We start from the raw sequence: 24,405 nt of genomic DNA on the forward strand, positions 1-24,405 counted from the left end.
TAGGAACAGGAGTACGGAAGACATGGCGAAGGTTTCGATCAACGGATTCGGCCGCATCGGGCGCCTCGTGGCGCGGGCCATTCTGGAGCGTCCGGAAAGCGGGCTGGAGCTGGTTTCGATCAACGACCTGTCCGACGCCAAGTCGAACGCCCTGCTGTTCAAGCGCGATTCCGTGCACGGCACGTGGGGGGGCACGGTCGAGGTGGACGGCAACGATCTCATCATCGACGGCAAGCGCATCAAGGTTTCGGCCGAGCGCGACCCGGCGAACCTGCCGCACGCCGCGAACGGCGTCGATATCGCGCTCGAGTGCACGGGCTTCTTCACGGACCGGGCATCGGCCGAGAAGCACATCGCGGCGGGCGCCAAGCGCGTGCTGATCTCAGCGCCGGGCAAGAACGTCGACCTCACGGTCGTTTTCGGCGTGAACAACGACAAGCTTTCGGCCGAGCACAAGATCGTTTCGAACGCGAGCTGCACGACGAACTGCCTCGCGCCGGTCGCCAAGGTGCTGAACGATGCGCTCGGCATCGAACGCGGCCTGATGACGACGGTTCACGCCTACACCAACGACCAGAAGATCCTCGACCAGATCCACGACGATCCGCGCCGCGCCCGCGCCGCCGCCATGTCGATGATCCCGACGACGACGGGCGCTGCCCGCGCCGTGGGTGAGGTGCTTCCGGAACTGAAGGGCAAGCTGGACGGCTCCGCGATCCGCGTGCCGACGCCGGACGTCAGCCTCGTCGACCTGACCTTCACGCCGAAGCGTGACACGACGAAGGACGAGGTGAACGCGATCCTGAAGGCGGCGTCCGAAAGCGGTCCGCTGAAGGGTATCCTCTGCTATTCTGACGAGCCGCTGGTTTCGATCGACTACCAGCACACAGCGGCGTCCTCGACGATCGACAGCCTTGAAACCGCCGTGCTTGAAGGCAAGCTCGTGCGCGTCGTTTCATGGTACGATAACGAGTGGGGCTTCTCGAACCGCATGGTCGACACCGCGAAAGCCATTGCGGCGTTCCTCTGAGCATGGCGAAATTCCGGACGCTCGACGATATCGGGGACGTGCGCGGCAAGCGCGTCCTCGTTCGTGCCGATCTCAACGTGCCGATGCAGGCGGGGAAGGTCAGCGACGACACCCGCCTGCGCGCGGCGCAGCCGACCATCGCCGAACTCGCCGACAAGGGCGCAATCGTGCTGGTGCTCTCGCACTTCGGGCGTCCGAAGGGCGAAAGCGCCGAGTTCAGCCTGTCGCCGATTTCGTCGGCACTCGCGAAGGTGCTCGGCCGCACGGTGGGTTTCGTCACCGAGTGCAAGGGTCCGGCCGCCGAGCAGGCGGTGAGCCTGATGGCGGCGGGCGAGATCGCCGTTCTTGAAAACACTCGCTTCGAGGCAGGCGAGGAGAAGAACGATCCGGCGCTCGTCGCCGCCATCGCGAAGCTCGGCGACCTCTACGTCAACGATGCCTTCTCCGCCGCGCACCGCGCGCACGCTTCCACAGAGGGGCTGGCGCATGTGCTTCCGGCCTATGCAGGGCGTTCGATGCAGGCGGAGCTGGAGCATCTGGAAGCCGCGCTCGGCGAGCCTGAGCGGCCTGTCGCGGCGGTCGTCGGCGGCGCCAAGGTGTCTTCGAAGCTCGATGTGCTCAACAACCTCGTCGGCAAGGTCGATCACCTGATCATCGGCGGCGGCATGGCGAACACGTTCCTTGCCGCAAAGGGTGTCGATGTCGGTAAGTCGCTTTGCGAGCACGACCTTAAGGACGTGGCCATCGGCATCCTCGCCAAGGCGGATGCGGCGCGCTGCACCGTGCACCTGCCTTACGACGTCGTCGTGGCGAAGGAGTTCAAGGCGAATGCCGCGAACCACACGGTGAACGTACACGAGGTGGCAGCGGACGAGATGATCCTCGACGTTGGTCCCGCGGCTGTCGAGGCGCTGTCGGACGCGCTCAAGACCTGCCGGACGCTGGTGTGGAACGGGCCGCTCGGCGCGTTCGAGCTGGAGCCGTTCGATGCGGCCACGGTCGCGCTCGCGCGCACGGCGGCGGCGCTTACCGAGGCCGGAAGCCTCGTTTCGGTCGCGGGCGGCGGCGACACGGTCGCGGCGCTCAACCACGCGGGCGTGGCGGAAAGCTTCAGTTTCGTCTCGACCGCGGGCGGCGCTTTCCTCGAATGGATGGAAGGCAAGGCGCTTCCGGGTGTCGAGGCGCTGCGGGCGTAACGAACCCGGTTTTGTCGCGGCGATGCGTCACTTCAGCTATGGTAAGCGGGAAATTAACCTTTTCTTAAAACCCGACCTTAAGCCTTACGGGCGAAGGTCGGTGCCATGCTTATGCGTCTCGCCACTGCTGCATTCCTGATCGCCACCCCGGCCATGGCCGCTGGCTTTTCGACCGTTGCGGTCGCGAAGCACAGCTGGTGCGCGGCGGGCGACGTGAACCCCGTCGAGGCCGTGGCTGCGCTCAACGACCTGCGCCGTGCGCAGGGCCTGTCGCCGGTGCGTCCCAACATGGCGCTCACCCGTGCGGCACAGCGGCATTCCGATGATCTTGCGGGGTGGGGCAAGCTTTCGCACAGCGGCTCCGATGGCAGCAACTTCGTCGACCGGGCCGAGCGCGCACGCTTCGACGGCGTACCGCGCGCCGAGAACGTCGCGTGGAACCTGCCGACGTCCGCCGCCGTGGTCGTCGCGTGGGAGCGGAGCCCCGGCCACCGCGACAATATGATGCTCGAAGACGTCACCGATGTCGGCATCGGCTATGCCTGCTCGCCCACCAAGGGGCGCTTCTGGACCATGGTGCTCGGCCGCGCCGAAGCGCAGTTCGCGCTCGCCGCGCTCAACTAACCTATCATCCTGAATCCGCGCGCGAGGGTCGTTGCGATGCGCGGCCCTCTTCTGTATCACGCGCGGCAACCGGAATAATCCAGCCCAGAATACTCAAGCGACGAGGACGACGCATGAAGATCACGAAAGCCGTGAAGGCCATCCTTTCCAACTATGAAAGCGACAACCCCGGCACGAAGGCGAACCTCGCCCGTATCCTGATGCAGGGCCAGCTCGGCGGCACCGGAAAGCTCATCATCCTCCCCGTCGATCAGGGCTTCGAGCACGGCCCCGCGCGCAGCTTCGCGGTCAATGAGCCGGCGTACGACCCGCACTATCACTTCCAGATCGCCATCGACGCCGGGCTTTCGGCCTATGCCGCGCCGCTCGGCATGATCGAGGCGGGCGCAGATACGTTCGCGGGCCAGATCCCGACGATCCTCAAGGTGAACTCGTCGAACTCGTGGGCGACCTCGATCAACCAGGCCGTCACCGGCACGGTCGACGACGCGCTGCGCCTCGGCTGCTCGGCGATCGGCTTCACCATCTATCCTGGCGCGGACGACGTGTTCGACATGATGGAAGAGATCCGCGAAATGTCCGCCGAAGCGAAGTCGGTGGGCATCGCGACCGTGATCTGGTCGTATCCGCGCGGCGGCAACCTCTCGAAGGACGGCGAGCTTGCGCTCGACGTCGGCGCCTATGCGGCGCACATGGCAGCGCTGCTCGGCGCACACATCATCAAGGTGAAGCTGCCGAGCGCACACATCGAACAGAAGGACGCGCAGAAGGCTTACGAGAAGCTGGACAGTTCGACGCAGGCGAAGCGTGTGTCGCATGTCGTGAAGTCGTGCTTCAACGGCCGCCGCATCGTCGTCTTCTCGGGCGGCGCCGCGAAGGGCGCCGACGCCGTCTATCAGGACGCGCGCGACATCCGCGACGGCGGCGGCAACGGCTCGATCATCGGCCGCAACACCTTCCAGCGCCCGCGCGACGAGGCGATGGCGATGCTTGCGAAGCTGGTGAACATCTACAAGGGCAAGGAATAGGCCCCATGTCCGCGGGCTGGGCCGATGTCGACGCCTATATTGCCGACCGTCTGATCGGCGGCGATACGGCGCTTGACGAGGCCCTTGCCCGCAATGCGGGAGAAGGCTTGCCGCCGATCGACGTTTCGGTGGCGCAGGGCAAGCTGCTCCATATCCTCGCGCGCTCCATCGACGCGTGGCGGATATTGGAGGTCGGCACGCTCGGCGGCTATTCGACGATCTGGCTCGCCCGCGCGCTTCCGGGGCACGGCGCTCTTGTCACGTTGGAGATCGATCCGCACCACGCCGAGGTCGCCCGCGCGAACCTCGACGCGGCGGGCGTCGGCGACAAGGTCGAAATCCGCGTCGGTCCGGCCGTGGAGACGCTGTCCCGCATGGAAGCCGAAGGCGAGGGGCCGTTCGACCTCGTGTTCATCGACGCCGACAAGCCGAACAACGTCGCTTACCTGAAAGCCGCGCTCGCGCTGGCCCGGCCCGGCGGGCTCATCGTCGTGGACAATGTGGTACGCGAAGGGCGTGTAACGGACGCGTCGAGTGCCGACGAGGCGATCCTCGGCGCGCGCGCGCTGTTTGATGCCGTCGCCGCTGAGCCACGCCTCAGCGCGACGGCGATCCAGACTGTGGGCGCCAAGGGCTGGGACGGTTTTCTGATCGCGGTGGTGGACGGTAAATGATGAACGATGACGACGTGGCGCTGGATCCGGGGTTCGCCGACCGCTTCGAACGTGACAAGCGGCCGCCGTGCCAGCTCTACCTGATCTCGCCTGAGCGCTATGATCCCGGCTTCCCGGAAACGCTGAAGGCCGCGCTCGATGCGGGACCGGTGGCGGCGTTTCAGCTTCGGCTGAAGGGCGTGGAGGACATGGAAATCCTGCGCGCGGGGGCCGCGCTGAAGCCGATCCTCGCGGCCTACGACGTCGCCTTCATCCTCAACGACCGCGCCGACCTTGCGAAGGAACTGGGCGCTGATGGCGTCCACCTCGGCCAGACCGATGGCAGTATCGCGGCGGCGCGCAGCCTGCTCGGCCACGATGCGCAGATCGGTGTCACCTGCCACGACAGTCGCCACCTTGCGATGGAAGCCGGCGAGGCGGGCGCGGACTATGTGGCGTTCGGCGCCTTCCATCCCACCGCCACCAAGGAAACTTCGCACCGTCCCGACCCCTCGATCCTCTCGTGGTGGACGACGATCAGCGAAATCCCCTGCGTCGCCATCGGCGGCATCACACCTGCGAACGCGGCGCCGCTCGTTGCGGCAGGTGCGGACTTTCTGGTGGTTTCCAGCGCCGTATGGACGCATCCGGAAGGCGCTGGGGCGGGCGTAAAGGCGTTTCAGAGCATCCTTGAGCAGATGCCCGCGCGCTGATAGAAGCCGCGCGACCTTTCTTTCTCAGGAACGCACCCATGAAGATCAGCGGCGTGGACATTCGTCCCGGCAACATCATCGAATATGAAGGCGGGCTGTGGCGCGCCGTGAAGATCCAGCACACGCAGCCCGGCAAGGGCGGCGCCTATATGCAGGTGGAACTGAAGAACCTCGTCGACGGCCGCAAGACCAACGTCCGCTTCCGCTCGTCGGAGACGGTGGAGCGCGTTCGCCTCGACACGAAGGACTTCCAGTTCCTCTATGCCGAAGGCGACATGCTGACCTTCATGGACAAGGAGACCTATGAGCAGGTCTCGCTGCCGCAGGACCTGCTCGGCGATGCCGCCGCGTTCCTGCAGGACGGCATGGACGTCGTGATGGAACTCTATGAAGAGAAGCCACTTTCCGTGCAGCTTCCCGATCAGGTCGAAGCCACGATCGTGGAAGCCGACGCCGTGGTGAAAGGCCAGACGGCGTCTTCCAGCTACAAGCCCGCCGTGCTCGACAACGGCGTGCGCATCATGGTGCCGCCGCACATCGCATCGGGCACGCGCATCGTCGTTGACGTCTACGAACAGACCTACGTTCGCCGCGCGGACTGATCGGAAACACCATGCCTGCTCATTCCGCCCTCATCACCATCATGGACAAGGCCGCGCGCAAGGCTGCGCCGCGGCTGCGCCGTGATTTCAATGAGGTGGCCCAGCTTCAGGTCTCCCGCAAAGGTCCGTCGGACTTCGTGTCCAACGCCGACCGCGCGGCCGAGCGCACCATCGTCGAGATCCTGCGGCAGGCACGACCCGACTGGGGGCTGGTGCTGGAAGAGGGCGGCGAGATCGAAGGCGACCCATCGCGTCCGCGCTGGATCGTCGATCCGCTCGACGGCACTTCGAACTTCCTGCACGGCATCCCGCACTTCGCGATCACCATCGCGGCGGAGCAGGATGGCCAGATCATTTCGGGTCTCGTCTACCAGCCGATGACCGACGAGAGCTTCTGGGCGGAAGCGGGCAGGGGTGCCTGGCTTCAGAACCAGCGGCTGCGCGTTTCGGCGCGTAAAGACCTCGGCGATTGCCTGATCGCGACGGGCATTCCGTTCCGCGGGCACGGTGATTTCGAACAGTTCGATTCGATCCTGCAGGCCGTGGCGCCAAATGTCGCAGGCATAAGGCGCTTCGGATCGGCGGCGCTCGATCTCGCGTGGGTCGCGGCGGGGCGTTATGACGGCTATTGGGAAGCGGGTCTCAACAGCTGGGATGTGGGTGCCGGCATCCTCCTTGTGCGCGAAGCCGGGGGGTTCGTCAGCGACTATCGCGGCGGCGACAAGGCCATCGAAAGACGCGAAGTTATCGCCTCCAATGGTGCTATTCAGAGTCGTTTGCATAAACTCATCGGCGGGGCACTTCGCAGCGCAGCAAAGTGATTGCGAAAGGCAGGCTTACAGCCTTGCAAGCCCGCTGACACGCGCCTAAAAGCGCCGCGAACATCAGGGAATCGCGTATGCAATCGGTCGCGGCGGAGTATCTGCCCATCCTCTTGTTTCTGGGTGTCGCGGTGGTGCTTTCGGGCGTCTTCGTCGGCCTGCCGGTGCTTGTTTCGAACCTCACCGGAACCAACAAGCCGGACCCCAACAAGCTTGCCGAATACGAGTGCGGTTTCCCCGCCTTCGAAGACGCGCGCCGCCAGTTCGACGTGCGCTTCTATCTGGTGTCGATCCTGTTCATCATCTTCGACCTCGAGGTCGCGTTCCTGTTCCCGTGGGCGGTCAGCCTCGGCGCGACGGGCGTGTTCGGCTGGGCATCGATGATGGTGTTCCTCGGCATCCTTACGATTGGCTTCATCTACGAATGGAAGAAGGGCGCGCTGGAATGGGAGTAGAGACCCAAATGGCGCCATCTGGCAACGGTTCGGCTTCTGGCATCATCATGCCGGAACAGGGCTTTGTCGACGACATCAACAACGAGGTGTCCAACAAGGGCTTCCTCGTGACCTCGACCGAGGAGCTGTTCCACTGGGCGCGCACCGGCTCGCTGTGGTGGATGACCTTCGGCCTTGCCTGCTGCGCGGTCGAGATGATGCATTCGAGTATGCCGCGCTACGACCTCGAGCGCTTCGGTGCCGCGCCGCGCGCATCCCCGCGCCAGTCGGACGTGATGATCGTCGCGGGCACGCTCTGCAACAAGATGGCCCCGGCGCTGCGCCGCGTTTACGACCAGATGTCGGAACCGCGCTACGTCATCTCAATGGGAAGCTGCGCCAACGGTGGCGGCTATTACCACTACAGCTATTCGGTGGTGCGCGGCTGCGACCGCATCGTGCCCGTGGACATCTACGTGCCGGGCTGCCCGCCGACCGCAGAGGCGCTGCTTTACGGCATCCTGCAGCTGCAGCGGAAGATCCGCCGGGTGGGAACGTTCGAACGATGAAAAGTCCCGCGCCCCGCACGTCCTCCGACGACGGCGTCATCGAAACCGCGCGCGCCGCGCTTGGCGACCTCATCATCGATGCGACCGAGCACGCCTTCGAGGTGACGCTGACCGTTCATCGCCGCGATCTCTACAAGGTGCTCGAAGCGCTGCGCGATACGCCCGGCCTTGAGTACCAGCAGCTCATGGAGATCGCGGGTGTCGACTATCCGGAGCGCCCCGAGCGCTTCGAGGTCAACTACTGCCTGCTGTCGCTGACGAAGAACCGCCGCATCCGCGTGAAGACGCTGACCGACGAGAAGCACGCGGTGCCGTCCGTCGTCGACCTCTGGCCGGTCGCGGGCTGGCTGGAACGCGAAGTGTGGGACATGTACGGCGTCCGTTTCGACGGCAATCCGGATCATCGCCGCATCCTCACCGACTATGGCTTCACCGGGCATCCGTTCCGCAAGGACTTCCCGCTCACCGGCTACGTCGAGCTGCGCTACTCCGAAGAGCACAAGCGCGTCGTCTACGAGCCCGTCAAACTGGCGCAGGACTTCCGCAGCTTCGACTTCATGAGCCCGTGGGAAGGCGCCGAATACGTGCTGCCGGGCGATGAGAAGGCGGAAGGGAAGGCGAGCTGATGGCCGACGTCGCAACCACGACGCCTGACGTCGAAATCCAGAACTACACGATCAACTTCGGCCCGCAGCATCCGGCGGCGCACGGCGTGCTCCGTCTCGTCATGGAGCTGGACGGCGAGATCATCGAGCGCTGCGATCCGCACGTAGGCCTGCTGCATCGCGGCACCGAGAAGCTGATCGAATACAAGACCTATCTGCAGGCGCTGCCCTACATGGACCGGCTCGACTACGTGTCGCCGATGTCCATGGAGCACAGCTATGTGCTCGCCATCGAGAAGCTGCTCGATATCGAGGTGCCGCTGCGCGCCCAGTATATCCGCGTGCTGTTCGCGGAGCTGACGCGCATTGCCAACCACATCCTCAACACCACCGCGCACGCGATGGACGTCGGCGCGCTGACGCCGATCCTGTGGCTGTTCGAGGAGCGCGAGGAACTGCTCGGCTTCTACGAGCGGGCCTCGGGCGCGCGCTTCCACGCGGCCTATTTCCGGCCCGGCGGCGTCCATCAGGACCTGCCGCCGAAGCTGATCGCCGACATCGCCGACTGGGCCGATGCCTTCCCGAAGGCGCTCGCCGACTTCGAGGCGCTGATCTGCGACAACCGTATCTTCAAGCAGCGCAATGTCGATATCGGCATCATCAGCGAGCAGGACGCGGTGGCATGGGGCTTCTCCGGGCCGTGCATCCGCGGCTCCGGCCTGCCGTGGGACCTCCGCAAGTCGCAACCCTACGAGGTCTACGACCGCATGGAGTTCGACGTGCCGGTCGGCAAGAACGGCGATTGCTACGATCGTTTCATGGTCCGCATCGAAGAGATGAAGCAGTCGCTGCGCATCATCAAGCAGTGCCTGAAAGAGATGCCGGAAGGCCCGATCGGCAGCCTCGACCGCAAGGTGGTGCCGCCGAAGCGCGGCGAGATGAAGCGCTCGATGGAAGCACTCATCCACCACTTCAAGCTCTACACGGAAGGCTTCCACGTTCCTGCGGGCGAGGTCTACGTCGCGACCGAAAGCCCTAAGGGCGAGTTCGGCATCTACATGGTGGCAGACGGCACCAACAAGCCGTACCGCTGCAAGATCCGCCCTACGGGCTTCTCGCACCTGCAGGCGATGGATTTCCTCTGCAAGGGCCACATGCTCGCCGACGCGCCCGCCGTGCTCGGCAGTCTCGATATCGTTTTCGGTGAGGTCGACCGGTGAGTCACGCCGCTTCAGCAACGCCCGAACAGCACCACGCGTTCGACGGCTTCGATTGGACTCCTGAGAACGCCAAGCGCGTGAAGGTGATCCTTGCGCGCTATCCGGAGGTGCGGAAGCAATCCGCCGTGATGCCGCTCCTCGATCTCGCGCAGCGCCAGGTCGGCGCGCAGACGAAGACGCAGGGCTGGCTGCCGATCCCGGTGATCGAGTTCATCGCGGGGATGCTCGGGATGCCGTACATCCGCGTGCTCGAGGTCGCGACCTTCTACACCATGTACAACCTCGCGCCCGTGGGACGCCATCATGTGCAGGTCTGCGGGACGACGCCCTGTATGCTGCGCGGCTCCGACGACGTGATGCAGGCGTGCAAGGACAAGGGGCTCGCCAAGGGCCACACCACCGAAGACGGCCTCTTCACGCTCACCGAGGTCGAGTGCATGGGCACCTGCGCGAACGCGCCGATGGTGCAGATCAACGACGACAATTACGAAGACCTCGACTACGCGAGCATGACGCGTCTCCTCGACGAGCTTGCCGCCGGCAAGACGCCGAAGCCCGGCCCGCAGATCGACCGGCAGAACAGCGCGCCCGTGGGCGGACCCCGTGTTCTCAAGGAGTATATGGCATGACGACCATTGCGCCGCTTGAGGACAAGGACCGGATTTTCACGAACCTCTACGGGTTCCAGGACTGGGGCGTCAAAGGCGCGCTGAAGCGCGGCGATTGGGACGGCACCAAGGATTTCCTCGCCAAGGGGCAGGACTGGATCATCGAGCAGGTGAAGGCGTCCGGCCTTCGCGGGCGCGGCGGCGCGGGCTTCCCGACCGGCCTCAAATGGTCGTTCATGCCGAAGGAGCCGCGCGAGGATCGCCCGTCCTACCTCGTCATCAACGCCGACGAGTCCGAGCCCGGTTCGTGCAAGGACCGCGAGATCATCCGCCACGATCCGCACAAGCTGATCGAAGGCGCTCTCATCGCTGGCTTCGCGATGCGCGCGAAGGCCGCGTACATCTACATCCGCGGCGAGTTCATCCGCGAGGCGGAGACGCTCTTCGCCGCCGTGGAGCAGGCTTACGACAAGGGGCTGATCGGCAAGAACGCCTGCGGTTCGGGCTATGACTTCGACGTCTATGTCCATCGCGGCGCGGGCGCATACATCTGCGGCGAGGAAACCGCGCTCCTTGAAAGCCTCGAAGGAAAGAAAGGCCAGCCGCGCCTGAAACCGCCGTTCCCGGCGGGTGCGGGCCTTTATGGCTGCCCGACGACGGTGAACAATGTCGAGAGCATCGCCGTGGTGCCCACGATCCTGCGGCGCGGCGCGGAGTGGTTCGCCGGCTTCGGCCGCCCGAACAACCTCGGCACCAAGCTGTTCCAGATCTCGGGCCACGTGAACACGCCGTGCGTCGTTGAAGAAACGATGGGCATCAGCTTCCGCGAACTCATCGAGAAGCATGGTGGCGGCGTTCGCGGCGGGTGGGACAATCTGCTTGCGGTGATCCCCGGCGGTTCGTCCGTTCCGCTGGTTCCCGCCGCGCAGATCATGGACGCGCCGATGGACTTCGACGGCCTGCGTGAACTGAAATCGGGCCTCGGCACGGCGGCGGTGATCGTGATGGACAAGTCCACCGACATCGTCCGCGCGATCAGCCGCATCTCATACTTCTACAAGCACGAAAGCTGCGGTCAGTGCACGCCGTGCCGCGAGGGCACCGGCTGGATGTGGCGCGTGATGGAGCGCCTGCGCACCGGCGACGCGGACATCTCGGAAATCGATACGCTGCTCGACGTCACCACCGAAGTCGAAGGGCACACCATCTGCGCGCTCGGCGACGCGGCGGCCTGGCCGATCCAGGGCCTCATCCGCCACTTCCGCCCCGAGCTTGAGCGCCGCATCAATGAACGCAAGGGCGAAGCCCTCGCCGTGGCGGCAGAGTAGGAAAGTCTGATGCCTAAACTCACCGTTGACGGTATCGAGGTCGAGGTTCCCGCTGGGGCGACCGTGCTTCAGGCCTGCGAGGCCGTGGGCAAGGAAGTGCCGCGCTTCTGCTATCACGAGCGGCTTTCGATCGCCGGCAATTGCCGCATGTGCCTTGTCGAGGTGAAGCCGGGGCCGCCGAAGCCGCAGGCGTCGTGCGCGCTTCCCGCCGCTGACGGGCAGGAGGTTCGCACCGACAGCGCCATGGTGAAAAAGGCGCGCGAAGGCGTGATGGAGTTCCTGCTCATCAACCACCCGCTCGATTGCCCGATCTGCGATCAGGGCGGCGAGTGCGACCTGCAGGACCAGTCGATCGCCTACGGGCGCGGCGCGACGCGCTATACTGAGAACAAGCGCGCCGTTACCGAGAAATACATGGGCCCCATCATCAAGACGGTGATGACCCGCTGCATCCACTGCACGCGCTGCGTGCGTTTCGCCGAGGAAGTGGCGGGCACCGACGAGATCGGCGCGCTCTATCGCGGCGAGAACATGCAGATCACCTCGTACCTTGAGGCGGCGGTGAAGTCCGAGCTTTCGGGCAATGTCATCGATCTCTGCCCGGTGGGCGCGCTCACCTCGAAGCCCTATGCGTTCGAGGCGCGGCCGTGGGAACTGACGAAGACGAACGGCATCTGCGTGATGGACGCCGTAGGTACCAACATCCGCATCGATGCGCGCGGCCCCGCGGTGCTGCGCGTGCTGCCGCGTGTCAACGACGACGTGAACGAGGAATGGGCGTCGGACAAGACGCGCTACGCGCCGCTCGGCCTTGCCAAGCGCCGTCTCGACAAGCCCTATGTTCGCCGTGGCGGCAAGCTTGAAGCCGCGACGTGGGCGGAGGCTTTCGCCGCGATCAAGACCGGGCTTTCGGACCTCAGCGGCAACCAGATCGGCGCGGTGGCGGGCGAACTGCTCGACGTGGAATCGATGGTCGCGCTGAAGGACCTGATGAAGTCGCTCGGCTCCGATCGCTTCGAGTGCCGCACGGACGGCGCTGCGCTGCCCGGCGGTGGTACGGCGGGTTACCGCTTCAACACCGGCATTGCGGGTATCGAGGACGCGGACGTCGTGCTGCTCGTCGGCGCGGACCCGCGCTGGGATGCGCCGCTCGTCAACACGCGCCTACGCAAGGCCGTGGTGAAGAAGGGCGCGAAGGTCTTCAACGTCGGCCCGGAAATCGACCTCACCTATCCGGTCACGCAGCTTGGCGACGGCGCTTCCGTGCTCGGCAAGCTGCCGAAGGCGGCGGCGGACGCGCTGAAGAGCGCGACGAAGCCCGCGATCATCGTCGGTGCCGCGGCGCTCACGCGCGGTGACGCACCGGCCATCCTCGCCGCGCTCGGCAAGATCGCCAAGACCGCGAAGATCGGCGCGGAAGGCTTCAACGTCCTCCACACCGCTGCCTCGCGCGTCGGTGGTCTCGACATCGGCTTCACGCATGAAGGCGGTATCGGCGAGGTGCTGGGCGGTGGGCTCAAGGCGCTCATCGTGCACGGCGCGGACGAGATCGACACCGATCTCGACGGCGTGTTCAAGGTCTACATCGGCCACCACGGAGACGCCGGTGCGCGCGGTGCGGACGTGATCCTGCCCGCCGCGAGCTTTGCCGAGAAGGACGGCACGTACGTCAACATGGAAGGCCGTGTGCAGCGCAGCTACCGCGCCGTGTTCGCGCCGGGCGACGCCCGCGAAGACTGGGCGATTCTGCGCGCGCTTTCGGAAGTGCTCGGCAGCAAGCTGCCCTACGACAGCTTCGCCGCGCTCCGCACGCGTATCGCCGCCGAATGGCCGCAACTTTCCGTGGAGGGCGTTGCGGCGGCGGAAGGCGAGATCGACTTCGGCAGCGGCGGCGAGTTCGACGCTGCGCCGATCGGCCGTTCCATACGCGATTTCTACCTGACGAACGCGATCGCGCGCGCATCCGAAGTGATGCAGGACTGCTCGGCGACGCTGATCCGCGGTGAGACGGTTCTGGAGGCGGCGGAATAATGACGGCGTTCTTTCAGGATCTGATCGGGCCGAACCTCGGCTATCTGGTCGCGACGCTCATCCTCATCCTTCTCATCGCGCTGCCGGTGATGGTTGCGGTCGCCTTCGCGGTCTATGCGGACCGCAAGATCTGGGCGGCGATGCAGCTTCGCCGCGGCCCGAACGTGGTCGGCCCGTGGGGCCTGCTGCAGAGCTTCGCCGACGGCGCGAAGGTGTTCCTCAAGGAAACCATCATCCCGTCGGGTGCCAACAAGGGCGTGTTCCTGCTCGCACCGATGATCACCTTCACGCTCGCGCTCATCGGCTGGGCGGTGATCCCGTTTGATGCCGGGGCAGTGCTTGCCGACATCAACGTCGGCATCCTCTACCTGTTCGCGGTGTCCTCGCTTGGCGTTTACGGCATCATCATGTCGGGCTGGGCGTCGAACTCGAAGTACCCGTTCCTCGGCGGGCTCCGCTCGGCGGCGCAGATGGTGTCCTACGAGGTCTCGCTCGGCCTCGTGATCATCACCGTCGTGCTTTACGCGTCGTCGTTCAACCTCAGCGACATCGTCCTGAGCCAGCAGGCCAACATCCTGTTCCTGAACGGCAATATCTTCAACCCGCTGCTGTTCCCGATGGGCATCGTATTCTTCATCTCGGCACTTGCCGAGACAAACCGGCCGCCGTTCGACCTTCCCGAAGCGGAAGCCGAACTCGTCGCGGGCTATCAGGTCGAATACTCCTCGATGAGCTTCGCGCTGTTCTGGCTCGGCGAGTACGCGAACATCCTGCTGATGTGCGCGATGACCTCGGTCCTCTTCCTCGGCGGCTGGCTGCCCCCGGTGGACTGGGCGCCGCTCTACCTCATCCCCGGCTTCATCTGGTTTCTCGCGAAGATGGCGTTCATGTTCTTCGTGTTCGCCTGGGTGAAGGCGACCGTGCCGAGGTATCGCTACGACCAGCTCATGCGCCTCGGCTGGAAGGTGTTCCTGCCGCTGTCGCTCTTCTGGGTGTTCCTCGTTTCCGGGTGGCTGATGTTCTTCACAGACAGGTTTGCGTCATGACCGCCATATTCCGCGCTGCCAAATCGATGCTGCTGCTGGAGTTCGTCCAGGGCATGGCGCTCACACTCAAATACATGTTCAAGCCGAAGGCGACGCTGAACTACCCGTTCGAGAAGGGGCCGATCAGCCCGCGCTTCCGGGGCGAACATGCGCTGCGCCGCTATCCGAACGGCGAGGAACGCTGCATCGCGTGCAAGCTTTGCGAGGCGGTGTGCCCGGCGCAGGCGATCACGATCGAGGCCGAACCGCGCGAAGACGGCTCGCGTCGCACCACGCGCTACGACATCGACATGACGAAGTGCATCTACTGCGGCTTCTGTCAGGAAGCCTGCCCGGTGGACGCGATCGTCGAAGGGCCGAACTTCGAGTTCGCGACCGAAACGCGCGAGGAACTGATCTACGACAAGGCGAAGCTGCTGGCGAACGGCGAGCAGTGGGAAACGGCGATCGCCGCCAACCTTGCGGCGGACGCGCAGTGGCGATAACCGGCCGCAGGCAAAAGAGCGGCGACATGAAAAGGGGCGGGGCGAAACCGTGATCGAGGCCATCATCTTCTACATGCTCGCAGGCATTATTGTCCTGTCGGCAACGGCGGTGATCTTCGCCCGCAACCCGGTGCACAGCGTGCTCTGGCTGATCCTGGCGTTCTTCAACGCCGCCGGCCTGTTCCTGCTGCTCGGCGCCGAGTTCATCGCGATGATCCTCGTGATCGTCTACGTCGGCGCGGTCGCAGTGCTGTTCCTTTTCGTCGTCATGATGCTCGACATCGACTTTTCGGAATTGCGTTCCGGTTTCGCGCGCTACATGCCGTTCGGGCTGATGCTCGCGGGCGTGCTGCTTGCCGAACTCGTGATCGCGGGCACGGCATGGACGCTCGGCGCGGGAGCCGGAGCGGTGGCTGCGGCGCCTGTCGCGGCGGCGGGTGACGTTACCAACACCGAAGCGCTCGGCGCGCTCATCTACACAAAATACGTCTACATCTTCCAGGCTGCGGGCATGGTACTGCTGACCGCGATGATCGGGGCGATCGTGCTGACGCATCGCCAGCGCAGCGGCGTCAAGAAGCAGAGCATCGCGCGCCAGAACGCGGTGCGGCCCGAAGAGGCTGTCGATGTCGTCAGCGTGCCCGTGGGCGAAGGGGTGAAACTCAAATGATCGGTATCACCCACTATCTCACCGTCGCGGCGATCCTGTTCGTGCTCGGCGTGCTCGGCATCTTCCTCAACCGGAAGAACGTCATCATCATCCTGATGTCGATCGAACTGATCCTGCTCGCGGTGAACATCAACCTCGTGGCGTTCTCGTCTTTCCTCGGCGATCTCGTGGGTCAGGTGTTCGCGATGTTCGTGCTCACCGTGGCGGCGGGCGAGGCCGCGATCGGGCTTGCGATCCTCGTCATCTATTTCCGCAACCGCGGCACCATCGCCGTCGACGACATCAACATGATGAAGGGCTGAGGGGCGGGCCGTGCTTCACACTATCGTTTTCCTGCCGCTGCTGGCTGCGATCATCGCAGGGCTGGGCAACCGCGCCATCGGCAACACCCCCGCCAAGGCGATCACCACGGGCGGTCTTTTCATCGCCTGTGCGCTGTCGTGGGCGATCTTCATCCCCGTCCTCGCGGGTCAGCCCGTAGAGGGGCAGCCGGTGATGGAATGGTTCCGCTCAGGCGGGCTCGTCGTCGAATGGTCGCTCCGGCTCGATACGCTCACCGCCGTGATGCTCGTCGTCGTCACCACCGTGTCGGCGCTCGTGCACCTCTATTCGTGGGGGTACATGGCGGAAGATCCCGATCAGCCGCGCTTCTTCGCGTACCTGTCGCTGTTCACCTTCGCGATGCTGATGCTGGTGACGGCGGACAACCTCGTGCAGATGTTCTTCGGCTGGGAAGGCGTCGGCCTCGCGTCGTACCTGCTCATTGGCTTCTGGTATCACAAGCCCTCCGCGAACGCGGCCGCCGTGAAGGCGTTCGTCGTGAACCGCGTCGGCGACTTCGGCTTCTCGCTCGGCATCTTCGGTGTGTTCATGGTGTTCGGTACCACGGACATCGGGAACATTCTCGCCGCCGCGCCGAATTATCAGGGTTCGACCTTCGAATTCCTCGGCGCGCAGGTCGATACGATGACGGCGCTCTGCCTGCTGCTGTTCATCGGCGCGATGGGCAAGTCGGCGCAGCTCGGCCTCCACACCTGGCTGCCGGACGCGATGGAAGGCCCGACTCCCGTCTCCGCGCTGATCCACGCCGCCACCATGGTGACGGCGGGCGTGTTCATGGTCTGCCGTCTGTCGCCGCTCTTTGAAACGAGCGAAGTGGCGCTCACTGTCGTCACCTACGTAGGTGCGGCGACGGCACTGTTCGCGGCGACCGTTGGCACCACGCAGCACGACATCAAGCGCGTGATCGCCTATTCGACCTGTTCACAGCTCGGCTACATGTTCTTCGCGGCGGGCGTTGGCGCCTATGGCGCGGCGATGTTCCACCTGTTCACGCACGCCTTCTTCAAGGCGCTGCTGTTCCTCGGCGCGGGTAGCGTGATCCACGCGATGCACCACGAGCAGGACATGCGCTATTACGGCGGGCTGCGGAAACACATCCCGCTCACCTTCTGGGCGATGACGCTCGGCACGCTCGCCATCACCGGCGTCGGCATCCTCGGCGTGTTCGGCTTCGCGGGCTTCTATTCGAAGGATGCGATCATCGAGAGCGCCTTTGCGGCGGGCACGCAGTCCGGCTATGTCGCCTTCGCGGTCGGCATCTTCGCAGCGCTGCTCACCAGCTTCTATTCGTGGCGCCTCGTGTTCCTCACCTTCTTCGGCAAGCCGCGCTGGTCGCAGAGCGAGCATATCCAGCACGCCGCGCACGGCGATCATGCGCATGGTCACGACGACCATCACGCACATGCGCACGATGACGGCACGCTCGGTTATCATCCGCACGAGAGCCCGGCGAGCATGTTGATCCCGCTCGGCGTCCTGTCGCTCGGCGCGGTGTTCGCCGGTTTCATCTTCCACCATGCGTTCATCGACGCGGAAGGCGGCGTGGCGTTCTGGAAGGGCGCGCTGGCGTTCGATGCGCACCTGGCTGAAGCCTCGCATCACGTACCAATGTGGGTGAAGCTGTCACCTGCCGCCGTCATGCTGCTCGGCCTCTTCATCGCGTGGAACAATTACCTCCGCGATCCGGGTGCGCCTGCGCGCTTCGTCGCGATGTTCCGCGGCCTTCACGCGTTCCTCTACAACAAGTGGTACTTCGACGAGCTGTACGACGTGATCTTCGTGCGCCCGTCGAAGTGGCTCGGCCGCTTCCTGTGGAAGAAGGGTGACGAGGGCACCATCGACCGCCTCGGGCCGAACGGCCTTGCGGGGCTGGTGATGAGCGGTGCGGGCGTCGCGCGGCGGCTGCAGACCGGCTACCTCTACACCTACGCGTTCGTGATGCTGATCGGCCTCGCCGCCGCGGCAGCGTGGTTCCTCCCGAAGATGCTGGGCGGCGAATAATGGGCTTTCCGATCCTTTCCCTGATGATCCTGCTGCCGCTCGCGGCGGCGACGCTGCTGCTGTTCGTTCCCGGCGACGAGAACGCGCGGGCGAACACGGCGCGCTGGGGCGCGCTCGGCATCACGCTCGTCGAGCTGGTGCTCGGCATCGTCCTCTGGGCGCAGTTCGACGTGGGTTCGGCGAGCTTTCAGTATGCGGAGAGCCTGCCGCTGTTCGAGCCGTATTTCTCGTGGTCGCTCGGCATCGACGGCATCAGCCTCGTCCTCATCGCGCTCAGCGTATTCCTGATGCCGATCTGCATCCTCGCGTCGTGGACCTCGATCGAGAAGCGCGTGCCGGAATACATGGCGGCGTTCCTGCTCATGGAAGCGCTGATGATCGGCGTCTTCGCGGCGACCGACCTGTTCCTGTTCTACGTCTTCTTCGAAGGCGGCCTTATCCCGATGTACCTCATCATCGGCATCTGGGGCGGCAAGGACCGTATCTACGCGAGCTACAAGTTCTTCCTCTACACGCTGCTCGGCTCGGTGCTGATGCTGCTCGCCATGCTCTACATGGCGCACGTCGCGGGCACGACCTACATCCCGGCGCTGCTGACCCACGATTTCGATCCGAAGGTGCAGACATGGCTGTGGCTCGCCTTCTTCGCGAGCTTCGCGGTGAAGATGCCGATGTGGCCGGTGCACACGTGGCTGCCCGACGCGCACGTGCAGGCGCCGACGGCGGGCTCGGTGATCCTGGCGGGCGTGCTCCTGAAGATGGGCGGCTACGGCTTCATCCGCTTCTCGCTGCCGATGTTCCCGGCGGCTTCGGCGGAGCTGATGTGGATCGTCTTCGCGCTGTCGATGATCGCGGTCGTCGTCACGTCGCTGATCGCGCTCGCACAGTCCGACATGAAGAAGCTGATCGCGTATTCGTCTGTCGCGCACATGGCGTTCGTCACGGTCGGCCTGTTCGGCTTCAACCAGCAGGCGATCGAAGGCTCGATCGTCGTGATGCTCAGCCACGGTCTCGTCTCGGGCGCGCTCTTCCTCTGTGTCGGCGTCGTCTATGACCGGCTGCACACGCGCGATATCGATGCCTACGGCGGCGTCGCCACGATCATGCCGCGCTATGCGATCCTGTTCATGCTGTTCACCATGGCGTCGGTCGGCCTTCCCGGCACCAGCGGCTTCATCGGCGAGTTCCTCGTGATGATGGGCGCGTTCCGCACGTCCACCTTCGCCACCGCCGTGATCTGCACAGGCATCATCCTCGGCGCCGCCTACATGCTCTACCTCTATCGCAAGGTGATGTTCGGCAATGTGACCAAGGACGAAGTGCGCGCGATGACCGATCTCAACGTGCGCGAGATCCTGTGCCTCGCGCCCATCGCGGTCTTCGTGCTGTGGATGGGTATCGCGCCGAACGTGTTCATCGATCCGGTGCGCGCACCGGTTGCGGCGATCGTTGCCCGGCTCGAGCCGACCGCACCGCACCAGCAGACGGTTTCGGTCGTGAAGGCGGCTGCAGCCAAACCCCAGTCTGAGACACATATCCCGGCGGAGACCCACTGATGCAGCCGCTCGCGCAATCGCTCGGCATCGCCGCACCGGAAATCATCCTCGCCGTCGGCGCGATGGCGCTGCTGATGATCGGCACTTTCCGGGGTGACCGCAGCCTCGGTCTGCTGTCGTGGCTCGCCGTCGGCATCTATGCCGTCGCCGGCCTGTGCATGATCGACGATGCCCCGCGCGCCTTCGCCTTTGACGGGCTCTACGTCGCGGACCTGTTCTCGGACTATCTGAAAACCGTCGTTTACGGCGCCGCTGCCGTCTGCACCGTGATCGCGATCCCGTATCTGCGACGCGCTCACTCCGACAAGTTCGAATACCCCGTGCTGCTCATGCTCGGCGCGCTCGGCATGGGCATGATGGTCTCGGCGAACGACCTCCTCTCGCTCTACGTCGGTCTCGAACTGCAGAGCCTCGCGGCGTATGTGCTTGCCGCGTTCCACCGTAGCGAGACGAAGTCCTCCGAGGCGGGTCTCAAGTATTTCGTGCTCGGCGCGCTCGCGAGCGGCATCCTGCTCTACGGCATCAGCCTCATCTACGGCTTCGTCGGCAGCACGAACTTCGTCGCGCTCGGCACGCAGCTTGAAGGTTCGGCCTCGATCGGCGTCGTCTTCGGCCTCGTCTTCATCTTTGCGGGCCTCGCGTTCAAGATCAGCGCCGTGCCGTTCCACATGTGGACGCCGGACGTTTACGAAGGCGCGCCGACGCCGGTTGCCGCCTTCTTCGCGTCCGCCCCGAAGGTGGCCGCGATGGGTCTCCTCGTGCGCGTCGCGATCGAAGGCTTCGGCGGGCTTGCTGATGAATGGCGGCAGATCATTGCCTTCGCGGCGGTCGCCTCGATGATCCTGGGTGCCGTCGGCGCCATCGGGCAGACGAGCATCAAGCGCCTGCTCGCTTATTCGTCGATCAACAATGTCGGCTTCGCGCTTATCGGCCTCGCTGCGGGGACGGAGCAGGGCATTGCAGGTGTGCTCTTCTACATGGGCATTTACGCGGCGATGACGGTCGGTTCGTTCCTCGTCGTCCTCGCGCTCCGCGACCCGGACGGCACGCCGGTTGACGACATGGCACGCCTCGCGGGCCTTTCGAAGCAGCGCCCCGGCCTTGCCGCTGCGCTTGCCGTGTTCATGTTCAGCCTCGCCGGTATTCCGCCGATGCTCGGCTTCTGGCCGAAGTTCAGCGTCTTCAACGCCGCCATTGCGTCCGAGATGTATGTGCTCGCAGTGATCGGCGTCGTCACGTCGGTCGTGGGTGCGTACTATTACCTGCGCGTCGTGAAGCTCGCTTACTTCGACGAGCCCGTGGGTACGCTCGCACCCGGCGAAAGCCGCGTGAACGGCATCGTGCTGACGGCTGCGGCGGTGTTCTGCTCGCCCGTCGGGATGCTCGCGATCGCACCGCTGGTCGCGTGGGCGACGGCGGCGGCGCGCATCATCGTCACCGGATGAATTTTCGCATCGTCGATCTCGCCGAAACCGGCAGCACGAACGACTGGATCGCCGAGCACCCGGAAGACGGGCTGTGGGTTCGCGCCGACCGGCAGACGGCAGGACGCGGCCGCCGCGCGCGGGCGTGGACATCCGAGGTCGGAAACCTCTTCGCCAGCACGTTCGCTGCGCCGCAGCCGGGGGAGGGTGCGGCCCAGCATCTGTCGTTCGTGGCTGCAAACGCCCTGCTCGATACCGTAGCCCGCTGGGTGCCGCGTGAACGCCTGTCGCTCAAATGGCCGAACGACCTGCTGCTGGACGGTGTGAAGGTCGCGGGCATCCTGCTCGAAGGCCACGCCCAGGGCGTCATCATCGGCATCGGCGTCAACCTCGCGCATTTCCCGGAAGGGACGGAACGCCCTGCGACGAGCCTCGCCGCGGCAGGCATCGCACTGCCATCGGCGCGTGAAGCCTGCGAAACGCTCGCGGAAGCCTTCGCCGCGCACCGCCGGCGTTGGCGGGAGGAAGGTTTCACCGCCACCCGCGCCGATTGGCTGACCGCCGCCGCAGGGCTCGGCAAACCCATCGTCGCTCGCCTCGGGAACGCCGACCTCGCCGGGACGTTTGAAGGTCTGGCGGCGGACGGTGCGCTCCTTCTGCGCTTGCCGGACGGGACGTTACGGCCCATTCACGCGGGCGAAGTCTTCACATTGGGGGATCAGCGCTGATGCTGCTCGTCATCGACGCCGGCAACACCAACATCAAGTTCGCGCTCGTCGATGGGGGTGACATCAAGCGCGGCTGGCGGATCGCGACCGACGCGCGCCGCACGGCGGACGAGTATGCCGTCTGGCTGCTCCAGCTTCTCGCTATCGAAGGCTACGGCCGCGAGGACGTCGACGCGGTCATCATCGCCACCGTGGTGCCGCGCGCGACGTACAATCTTACCGTGCTTGCCACCAAGTATTTCAAGGTCGAGCCTGTCATTGCCGGCAAGCCGCCTGCGGATTGGGGTATCGCACTCGATGTCGCGGAGCCGCACGCCGTCGGTGCCGATCGCGCCGTGAACGCCATTGCCGCGCACAGCCTGCACGCAGGCGATCTCATCGTCATCAGCTTCGGCACGGCGACGACATTCGACTGGGTGAGCGCGAGCGGCGCCTACAAGGGCGGCATCATCGCGCCGGGCATCAACCTGTCGCTCGATGCGCTCGTCGCCGCAGCCGCCAAGCTGCCGCGCATCGCCATCGAGGCGCCGGAGGATGGCAGCGTCATCGGCCGCACCACCGAAAGCCAGATGCTGATCGGCGTCTACTGGGGCTATGTTTCCATGATCGAAGGATTGATTGCGCGCATGAAGGTTGAAATCGGCACGCCTGTGAAGGTCGTCGCCACCGGCGGTCTCGCCCCGCTCTTTGAAAGTCACGCGCACCTCTTCGATGCCATCGAACCGGACCTGACGCTGCGCGGCCTAGCCGTGCTCCACGCCCGCGCGATGGGTGCCGCCGCATGAGGCCCGGTAAGGAACTCATCTTCCTGCCGCTCGGCGGCTCCGGCGAGATCGGCATGAACGTCAATCTCTATGGCTGCAACGGCAAGTGGATCATGGTCGATCTCGGCATGACCTTCGCCGATCCGAACCTGCCGGGCGTCGAGTTGGTGCTGCCCGACCTGTCGTTCATCGAGGACCGACAGAAGGATCTGCTCGGTATCGTCCTGACGCACGGCCACGAGGATCATATCGGCGCGATCCCCTACCTGATCGGTGAGTTCGACGTGCCGCTCTACGCGACGCCGTTCACCGCTGGCCTCATCCGCAAGAAGCTGATCGAGGAAGGCATCGAGCGCGATGTCGAGCTCAATGTCGTGGAACTTGAAGGCGAGGTCGATCTCGGTCCTTTCAAGTGTCGTTACGTGCCGCTTGCGCATTCGATCCCCGAGGGCAACGCGCTCCTCATCGAAACGCCCTACGGCAAGATCTTTCACACCGGCGACTGGAAGCTCGACGAGGCGCCGGTGCTGGGCGTGCCGTCCACCGCCGAGGAACTGACCGCGCTTGGCGACGAGGGCATCCTCGCGCTCGTCGGCGATTCCACGAACGTCTTCAACCCCGAAGCCTCCGGCAGCGAGACGGGCGTGCGCGAAGGGCTCGACAAGGTGATCGCCGGGCACAAGGGCAGGGTGCTCGTCACCACCTTCGCCTCGAACGCCGCACGCCTGCATACGCTTGGCGAGGTCGCGAAGGACACGGGCCGCAAGCTCTGCGTCGTCGGCCGTTCGCTCGATCGTATCCTCGAAGTATCGAAGAGCGTCGGCTACCTCACCGATTTCCCGCCCACCGTGTCGCAGGAAGAGGCGATGAAGGTGCCGCGCGACAAGCTGCTGATCGTCTCCACCGGGGCGCAGGGAGAGGCGCGCGCCGCGCTCTCGCGCATCGCGGAGGGGGAGCACAACATCAAGCTCGAACGCGGCGATCTCGTCGTGTATTCCTCGAAGCAGATTCCGGGCAACGAGATCTCCATCGGCCGCGTGCAGAACGCGCTTGCCGCGAAGGGCATCGAGATCATCACCGACCGGCAGGCGCACGTCCACGTTTCCGGGCATCCCGGCATTCCCGAGCTTGAGGCGATGTACGGCTGGATTCGTCCGCAAATCTCGATTCCTGTCCACGGCGAACGTCGCCACATGGAAGAGCACGCCCGCCTCGCGCGGCGTTTCGGCGTGCCGGAAGCGGTCGTGCCGGTGAACGGCAGCGCCATCCGCCTCGCGCCCGGTAAACCGCAGATCATCAGCCACGAACCCGTGGGACGTCTCGTCCTCGACGGTGACGTCATTCTCCCCGCCGACGGCGCCACGATGCTCGCGCGCCGCCGCATGATGCACAACGGCCTCATCGCCGTGTTCGTCGTGATCGACGGCAAGAACCGCCTGCTCGCGCCGCCGCAGGTGCAGTCGCACGGCGTTCCGGTCGAGGACGACCGCGACGAATTTCTCGACGATTGCGTTTCGGCCGCCAGCGAAGCCGCCGCGAAGGCGCGCAGCAACGGTGAGGAGGCGCTTGCAGAGGCGATCCGCGTCGCCGTCCGCCGCACCGCGCGCGACTGGACGGGCAAGAAGCCCATTACCGAAGTCACCGTCACAAGGATCAAGGGCTGATGGGCTGGGGATCGATACTCGCGATCTATCTTCTGATCTGGACGGTGACGCTGTTCGCCGTGCTGCCGTTCGGCGTCCGCACCTCCGAGGAGGCGGGCGAGGACAAGGTGAAGGGTCAGGCCGACAGCGCGCCCGTGCGCCCGATGCTTGCGAAGAAGGTGCTCTGGACGACGCTGATCTCGGCCGTCCTGATGGCCGGCGTCTGGTGGCTGAGTGAGGCGGGCTACCTCAATTTCATGCCGAATTGAGCCGCCCGGCACCCG

The 24,405-nt window shown here is 65.0% G+C and carries 26 protein-coding genes; all 26 read left to right on the top strand.

Annotated features, from left to right (window positions below):
* The first annotated feature begins 22 nt into the window (after positions 1-22).
* The 26 genes from gap to ACFQ00_RS17200 all read left to right on the top strand — a co-directional run bounded on the left by gap (position 23) and on the right by ACFQ00_RS17200 (position 24,390).
* Entirely contained in the window at positions 23-1,030 is a 1,008-nt protein-coding gene (gene gap / locus ACFQ00_RS17075) for a type I glyceraldehyde-3-phosphate dehydrogenase (RefSeq protein WP_381493646.1), read from the top strand.
* A gap of 2 nt (positions 1,031-1,032) precedes the next feature.
* Positions 1,033-2,226, top strand: a complete 1,194-nt coding sequence (locus ACFQ00_RS17080; RefSeq protein WP_381493648.1) for a phosphoglycerate kinase — start codon at positions 1,033-1,035, stop codon at positions 2,224-2,226.
* Positions 2,227-2,331: 105 nt separating this feature from the next.
* The gene (locus ACFQ00_RS17085; protein ID WP_381493650.1) at positions 2,332-2,850 is read left to right on the top strand and encodes a CAP domain-containing protein; all 519 of its coding nucleotides are present in this window, start codon (positions 2,332-2,334) and stop codon (positions 2,848-2,850) included.
* Positions 2,851-2,963: 113 nt separating this feature from the next.
* Complete coding sequence (locus tag ACFQ00_RS17090) at positions 2,964-3,878, top strand: class I fructose-bisphosphate aldolase (RefSeq protein WP_381493652.1); 915 nt, start codon at positions 2,964-2,966, stop codon at positions 3,876-3,878.
* 5 nt (positions 3,879-3,883) lie between these two features.
* Positions 3,884-4,552, top strand: coding sequence for an O-methyltransferase (locus ACFQ00_RS17095; protein ID WP_381493655.1), 669 nt, complete (start codon positions 3,884-3,886; stop codon positions 4,550-4,552).
* Complete coding sequence (gene thiE / locus ACFQ00_RS17100) at positions 4,549-5,244, top strand: thiamine phosphate synthase (protein ID WP_381493658.1); 696 nt, start codon at positions 4,549-4,551, stop codon at positions 5,242-5,244. Before ACFQ00_RS17095 ends, thiE begins: the two co-directional genes overlap by 4 nt.
* A gap of 38 nt (positions 5,245-5,282) precedes the next feature.
* The gene (gene efp / locus ACFQ00_RS17105; RefSeq protein WP_339708747.1) at positions 5,283-5,846 is read left to right on the top strand and encodes an elongation factor P; all 564 of its coding nucleotides are present in this window, start codon (positions 5,283-5,285) and stop codon (positions 5,844-5,846) included.
* 11 nt (positions 5,847-5,857) lie between these two features.
* Positions 5,858-6,667, top strand: coding sequence for an inositol monophosphatase family protein (locus tag ACFQ00_RS17110; protein WP_374592765.1), 810 nt, complete (start codon positions 5,858-5,860; stop codon positions 6,665-6,667).
* Between the two features lie 77 nt (positions 6,668-6,744).
* Positions 6,745-7,122 (top strand): NADH-quinone oxidoreductase subunit A, encoded by a 378-nt coding sequence (locus tag ACFQ00_RS17115; RefSeq protein WP_121048569.1) that lies wholly within the window; start codon positions 6,745-6,747, stop codon positions 7,120-7,122.
* 47 nt (positions 7,123-7,169) lie between these two features.
* Positions 7,170-7,670 carry a NuoB/complex I 20 kDa subunit family protein gene (locus ACFQ00_RS17120; protein WP_449325425.1) on the top strand — a complete coding sequence of 167 codons (501 nt, stop codon included), beginning with the start codon at positions 7,170-7,172 and terminating at the stop codon, positions 7,668-7,670.
* Positions 7,667-8,296 (top strand): NADH-quinone oxidoreductase subunit C, encoded by a 630-nt coding sequence (locus ACFQ00_RS17125; protein WP_381493668.1) that lies wholly within the window; start codon positions 7,667-7,669, stop codon positions 8,294-8,296. The genes ACFQ00_RS17120 and ACFQ00_RS17125 overlap by 4 nt, the downstream gene beginning before the upstream one ends.
* The gene (locus ACFQ00_RS17130) at positions 8,296-9,495 is read left to right on the top strand and encodes an NADH-quinone oxidoreductase subunit D (RefSeq protein ID WP_381493672.1); all 1,200 of its coding nucleotides are present in this window, start codon (positions 8,296-8,298) and stop codon (positions 9,493-9,495) included. The genes ACFQ00_RS17125 and ACFQ00_RS17130 overlap by 1 nt, the downstream gene beginning before the upstream one ends.
* Positions 9,492-10,124, top strand: coding sequence for an NADH-quinone oxidoreductase subunit NuoE (gene nuoE / locus ACFQ00_RS17135; protein ID WP_381493676.1), 633 nt, complete (start codon positions 9,492-9,494; stop codon positions 10,122-10,124). The genes ACFQ00_RS17130 and nuoE overlap by 4 nt, the downstream gene beginning before the upstream one ends.
* Complete coding sequence (nuoF, locus tag ACFQ00_RS17140) at positions 10,121-11,431, top strand: NADH-quinone oxidoreductase subunit NuoF (protein WP_381493680.1); 1,311 nt, start codon at positions 10,121-10,123, stop codon at positions 11,429-11,431. The genes nuoE and nuoF overlap by 4 nt, the downstream gene beginning before the upstream one ends.
* Before the next feature lie 9 nt (positions 11,432-11,440).
* Complete coding sequence (nuoG, locus tag ACFQ00_RS17145; protein ID WP_381493683.1) at positions 11,441-13,462, top strand: NADH-quinone oxidoreductase subunit NuoG; 2,022 nt, start codon at positions 11,441-11,443, stop codon at positions 13,460-13,462.
* Positions 13,462-14,508 carry an NADH-quinone oxidoreductase subunit NuoH gene (gene nuoH / locus ACFQ00_RS17150; RefSeq protein WP_381493686.1) on the top strand — a complete coding sequence of 349 codons (1,047 nt, stop codon included), beginning with the start codon at positions 13,462-13,464 and terminating at the stop codon, positions 14,506-14,508. The genes nuoG and nuoH overlap by 1 nt, the downstream gene beginning before the upstream one ends.
* The gene (gene nuoI, locus ACFQ00_RS17155; RefSeq protein ID WP_121048592.1) at positions 14,505-14,993 is read left to right on the top strand and encodes an NADH-quinone oxidoreductase subunit NuoI; all 489 of its coding nucleotides are present in this window, start codon (positions 14,505-14,507) and stop codon (positions 14,991-14,993) included. Before nuoH ends, nuoI begins: the two co-directional genes overlap by 4 nt.
* Before the next feature lie 49 nt (positions 14,994-15,042).
* A complete protein-coding gene (locus ACFQ00_RS17160) occupies positions 15,043-15,663 on the top strand; it encodes an NADH-quinone oxidoreductase subunit J (RefSeq protein WP_381493691.1) in 621 nt (206 codons plus the stop codon).
* Positions 15,660-15,965 (top strand): NADH-quinone oxidoreductase subunit NuoK, encoded by a 306-nt coding sequence (gene nuoK, locus ACFQ00_RS17165; protein WP_381493694.1) that lies wholly within the window; start codon positions 15,660-15,662, stop codon positions 15,963-15,965. The genes ACFQ00_RS17160 and nuoK overlap by 4 nt, the downstream gene beginning before the upstream one ends.
* 10 nt (positions 15,966-15,975) lie before the next feature.
* On the top strand, positions 15,976-18,006 hold the full coding sequence (gene nuoL / locus ACFQ00_RS17170; RefSeq protein WP_381493697.1) for an NADH-quinone oxidoreductase subunit L: 2,031 nt from the start codon (positions 15,976-15,978) through the stop codon (positions 18,004-18,006).
* A complete protein-coding gene (locus tag ACFQ00_RS17175) occupies positions 18,003-19,562 on the top strand; it encodes an NADH-quinone oxidoreductase subunit M (protein ID WP_381495249.1) in 1,560 nt (519 codons plus the stop codon). The genes nuoL and ACFQ00_RS17175 overlap by 4 nt, the downstream gene beginning before the upstream one ends.
* A complete protein-coding gene (gene nuoN, locus ACFQ00_RS17180) occupies positions 19,562-21,007 on the top strand; it encodes an NADH-quinone oxidoreductase subunit NuoN (protein WP_381493701.1) in 1,446 nt (481 codons plus the stop codon). Before ACFQ00_RS17175 ends, nuoN begins: the two co-directional genes overlap by 1 nt.
* Positions 21,004-21,714 carry a biotin--[acetyl-CoA-carboxylase] ligase gene (locus ACFQ00_RS17185; protein WP_381493704.1) on the top strand — a complete coding sequence of 237 codons (711 nt, stop codon included), beginning with the start codon at positions 21,004-21,006 and terminating at the stop codon, positions 21,712-21,714. Before nuoN ends, ACFQ00_RS17185 begins: the two co-directional genes overlap by 4 nt.
* Positions 21,714-22,499 carry a type III pantothenate kinase gene (locus ACFQ00_RS17190; protein WP_381493707.1) on the top strand — a complete coding sequence of 262 codons (786 nt, stop codon included), beginning with the start codon at positions 21,714-21,716 and terminating at the stop codon, positions 22,497-22,499. Before ACFQ00_RS17185 ends, ACFQ00_RS17190 begins: the two co-directional genes overlap by 1 nt.
* Positions 22,496-24,142 carry a ribonuclease J gene (locus ACFQ00_RS17195; RefSeq protein WP_381493710.1) on the top strand — a complete coding sequence of 549 codons (1,647 nt, stop codon included), beginning with the start codon at positions 22,496-22,498 and terminating at the stop codon, positions 24,140-24,142. The genes ACFQ00_RS17190 and ACFQ00_RS17195 overlap by 4 nt, the downstream gene beginning before the upstream one ends.
* Positions 24,142-24,390: a DUF1467 family protein gene (locus ACFQ00_RS17200; RefSeq protein ID WP_381493714.1), complete on the top strand. Its 249-nt coding sequence runs from the start codon at positions 24,142-24,144 to the stop codon at positions 24,388-24,390. The genes ACFQ00_RS17195 and ACFQ00_RS17200 overlap by 1 nt, the downstream gene beginning before the upstream one ends.
* Positions 24,391-24,405: the final 15 nt, after the last annotated feature.

It is taken from the genome of Sphingosinicella xenopeptidilytica, assembly GCF_042676985.1.
Taxonomy (GTDB): domain Bacteria; phylum Pseudomonadota; class Alphaproteobacteria; order Sphingomonadales; family Sphingomonadaceae; genus Sphingosinicella; species Sphingosinicella xenopeptidilytica.

What these genes read in the sequence shown, in the direction of transcription:
- gap (WP_381493646.1), top strand. Translation starts at nt 23, where the DNA reads ATGGCGAAGGTTTCGATCAACGGATTCGGCCGCATCGGGCGCCTCGTG.
- ACFQ00_RS17080 (WP_381493648.1), top strand. Translation starts at nt 1,033, where the DNA reads ATGGCGAAATTCCGGACGCTCGACGATATCGGGGACGTGCGCGGCAAG.
- ACFQ00_RS17085 (WP_381493650.1), top strand. Translation starts at nt 2,332, where the DNA reads ATGCTTATGCGTCTCGCCACTGCTGCATTCCTGATCGCCACCCCGGCC.
- ACFQ00_RS17090 (WP_381493652.1), top strand. Translation starts at nt 2,964, where the DNA reads ATGAAGATCACGAAAGCCGTGAAGGCCATCCTTTCCAACTATGAAAGC.
- ACFQ00_RS17095 (WP_381493655.1), top strand. Translation starts at nt 3,884, where the DNA reads ATGTCCGCGGGCTGGGCCGATGTCGACGCCTATATTGCCGACCGTCTG.
- thiE (WP_381493658.1), top strand. Translation starts at nt 4,549, where the DNA reads ATGATGAACGATGACGACGTGGCGCTGGATCCGGGGTTCGCCGACCGC.
- efp (WP_339708747.1), top strand. Translation starts at nt 5,283, where the DNA reads ATGAAGATCAGCGGCGTGGACATTCGTCCCGGCAACATCATCGAATAT.
- ACFQ00_RS17110 (WP_374592765.1), top strand. Translation starts at nt 5,858, where the DNA reads ATGCCTGCTCATTCCGCCCTCATCACCATCATGGACAAGGCCGCGCGC.
- ACFQ00_RS17115 (WP_121048569.1), top strand. Translation starts at nt 6,745, where the DNA reads ATGCAATCGGTCGCGGCGGAGTATCTGCCCATCCTCTTGTTTCTGGGT.
- ACFQ00_RS17120 (WP_449325425.1), top strand. Translation starts at nt 7,170, where the DNA reads ATGCCGGAACAGGGCTTTGTCGACGACATCAACAACGAGGTGTCCAAC.
- ACFQ00_RS17125 (WP_381493668.1), top strand. Translation starts at nt 7,667, where the DNA reads ATGAAAAGTCCCGCGCCCCGCACGTCCTCCGACGACGGCGTCATCGAA.
- ACFQ00_RS17130 (WP_381493672.1), top strand. Translation starts at nt 8,296, where the DNA reads ATGGCCGACGTCGCAACCACGACGCCTGACGTCGAAATCCAGAACTAC.
- nuoF (WP_381493680.1), top strand. Translation starts at nt 10,121, where the DNA reads ATGACGACCATTGCGCCGCTTGAGGACAAGGACCGGATTTTCACGAAC.
- nuoG (WP_381493683.1), top strand. Translation starts at nt 11,441, where the DNA reads ATGCCTAAACTCACCGTTGACGGTATCGAGGTCGAGGTTCCCGCTGGG.
- nuoH (WP_381493686.1), top strand. Translation starts at nt 13,462, where the DNA reads ATGACGGCGTTCTTTCAGGATCTGATCGGGCCGAACCTCGGCTATCTG.
- nuoI (WP_121048592.1), top strand. Translation starts at nt 14,505, where the DNA reads ATGACCGCCATATTCCGCGCTGCCAAATCGATGCTGCTGCTGGAGTTC.
- nuoK (WP_381493694.1), top strand. Translation starts at nt 15,660, where the DNA reads ATGATCGGTATCACCCACTATCTCACCGTCGCGGCGATCCTGTTCGTG.
- nuoN (WP_381493701.1), top strand. Translation starts at nt 19,562, where the DNA reads ATGCAGCCGCTCGCGCAATCGCTCGGCATCGCCGCACCGGAAATCATC.
- ACFQ00_RS17185 (WP_381493704.1), top strand. Translation starts at nt 21,004, where the DNA reads ATGAATTTTCGCATCGTCGATCTCGCCGAAACCGGCAGCACGAACGAC.
- ACFQ00_RS17190 (WP_381493707.1), top strand. Translation starts at nt 21,714, where the DNA reads ATGCTGCTCGTCATCGACGCCGGCAACACCAACATCAAGTTCGCGCTC.
- ACFQ00_RS17195 (WP_381493710.1), top strand. Translation starts at nt 22,496, where the DNA reads ATGAGGCCCGGTAAGGAACTCATCTTCCTGCCGCTCGGCGGCTCCGGC.
- ACFQ00_RS17200 (WP_381493714.1), top strand. Translation starts at nt 24,142, where the DNA reads ATGGGCTGGGGATCGATACTCGCGATCTATCTTCTGATCTGGACGGTG.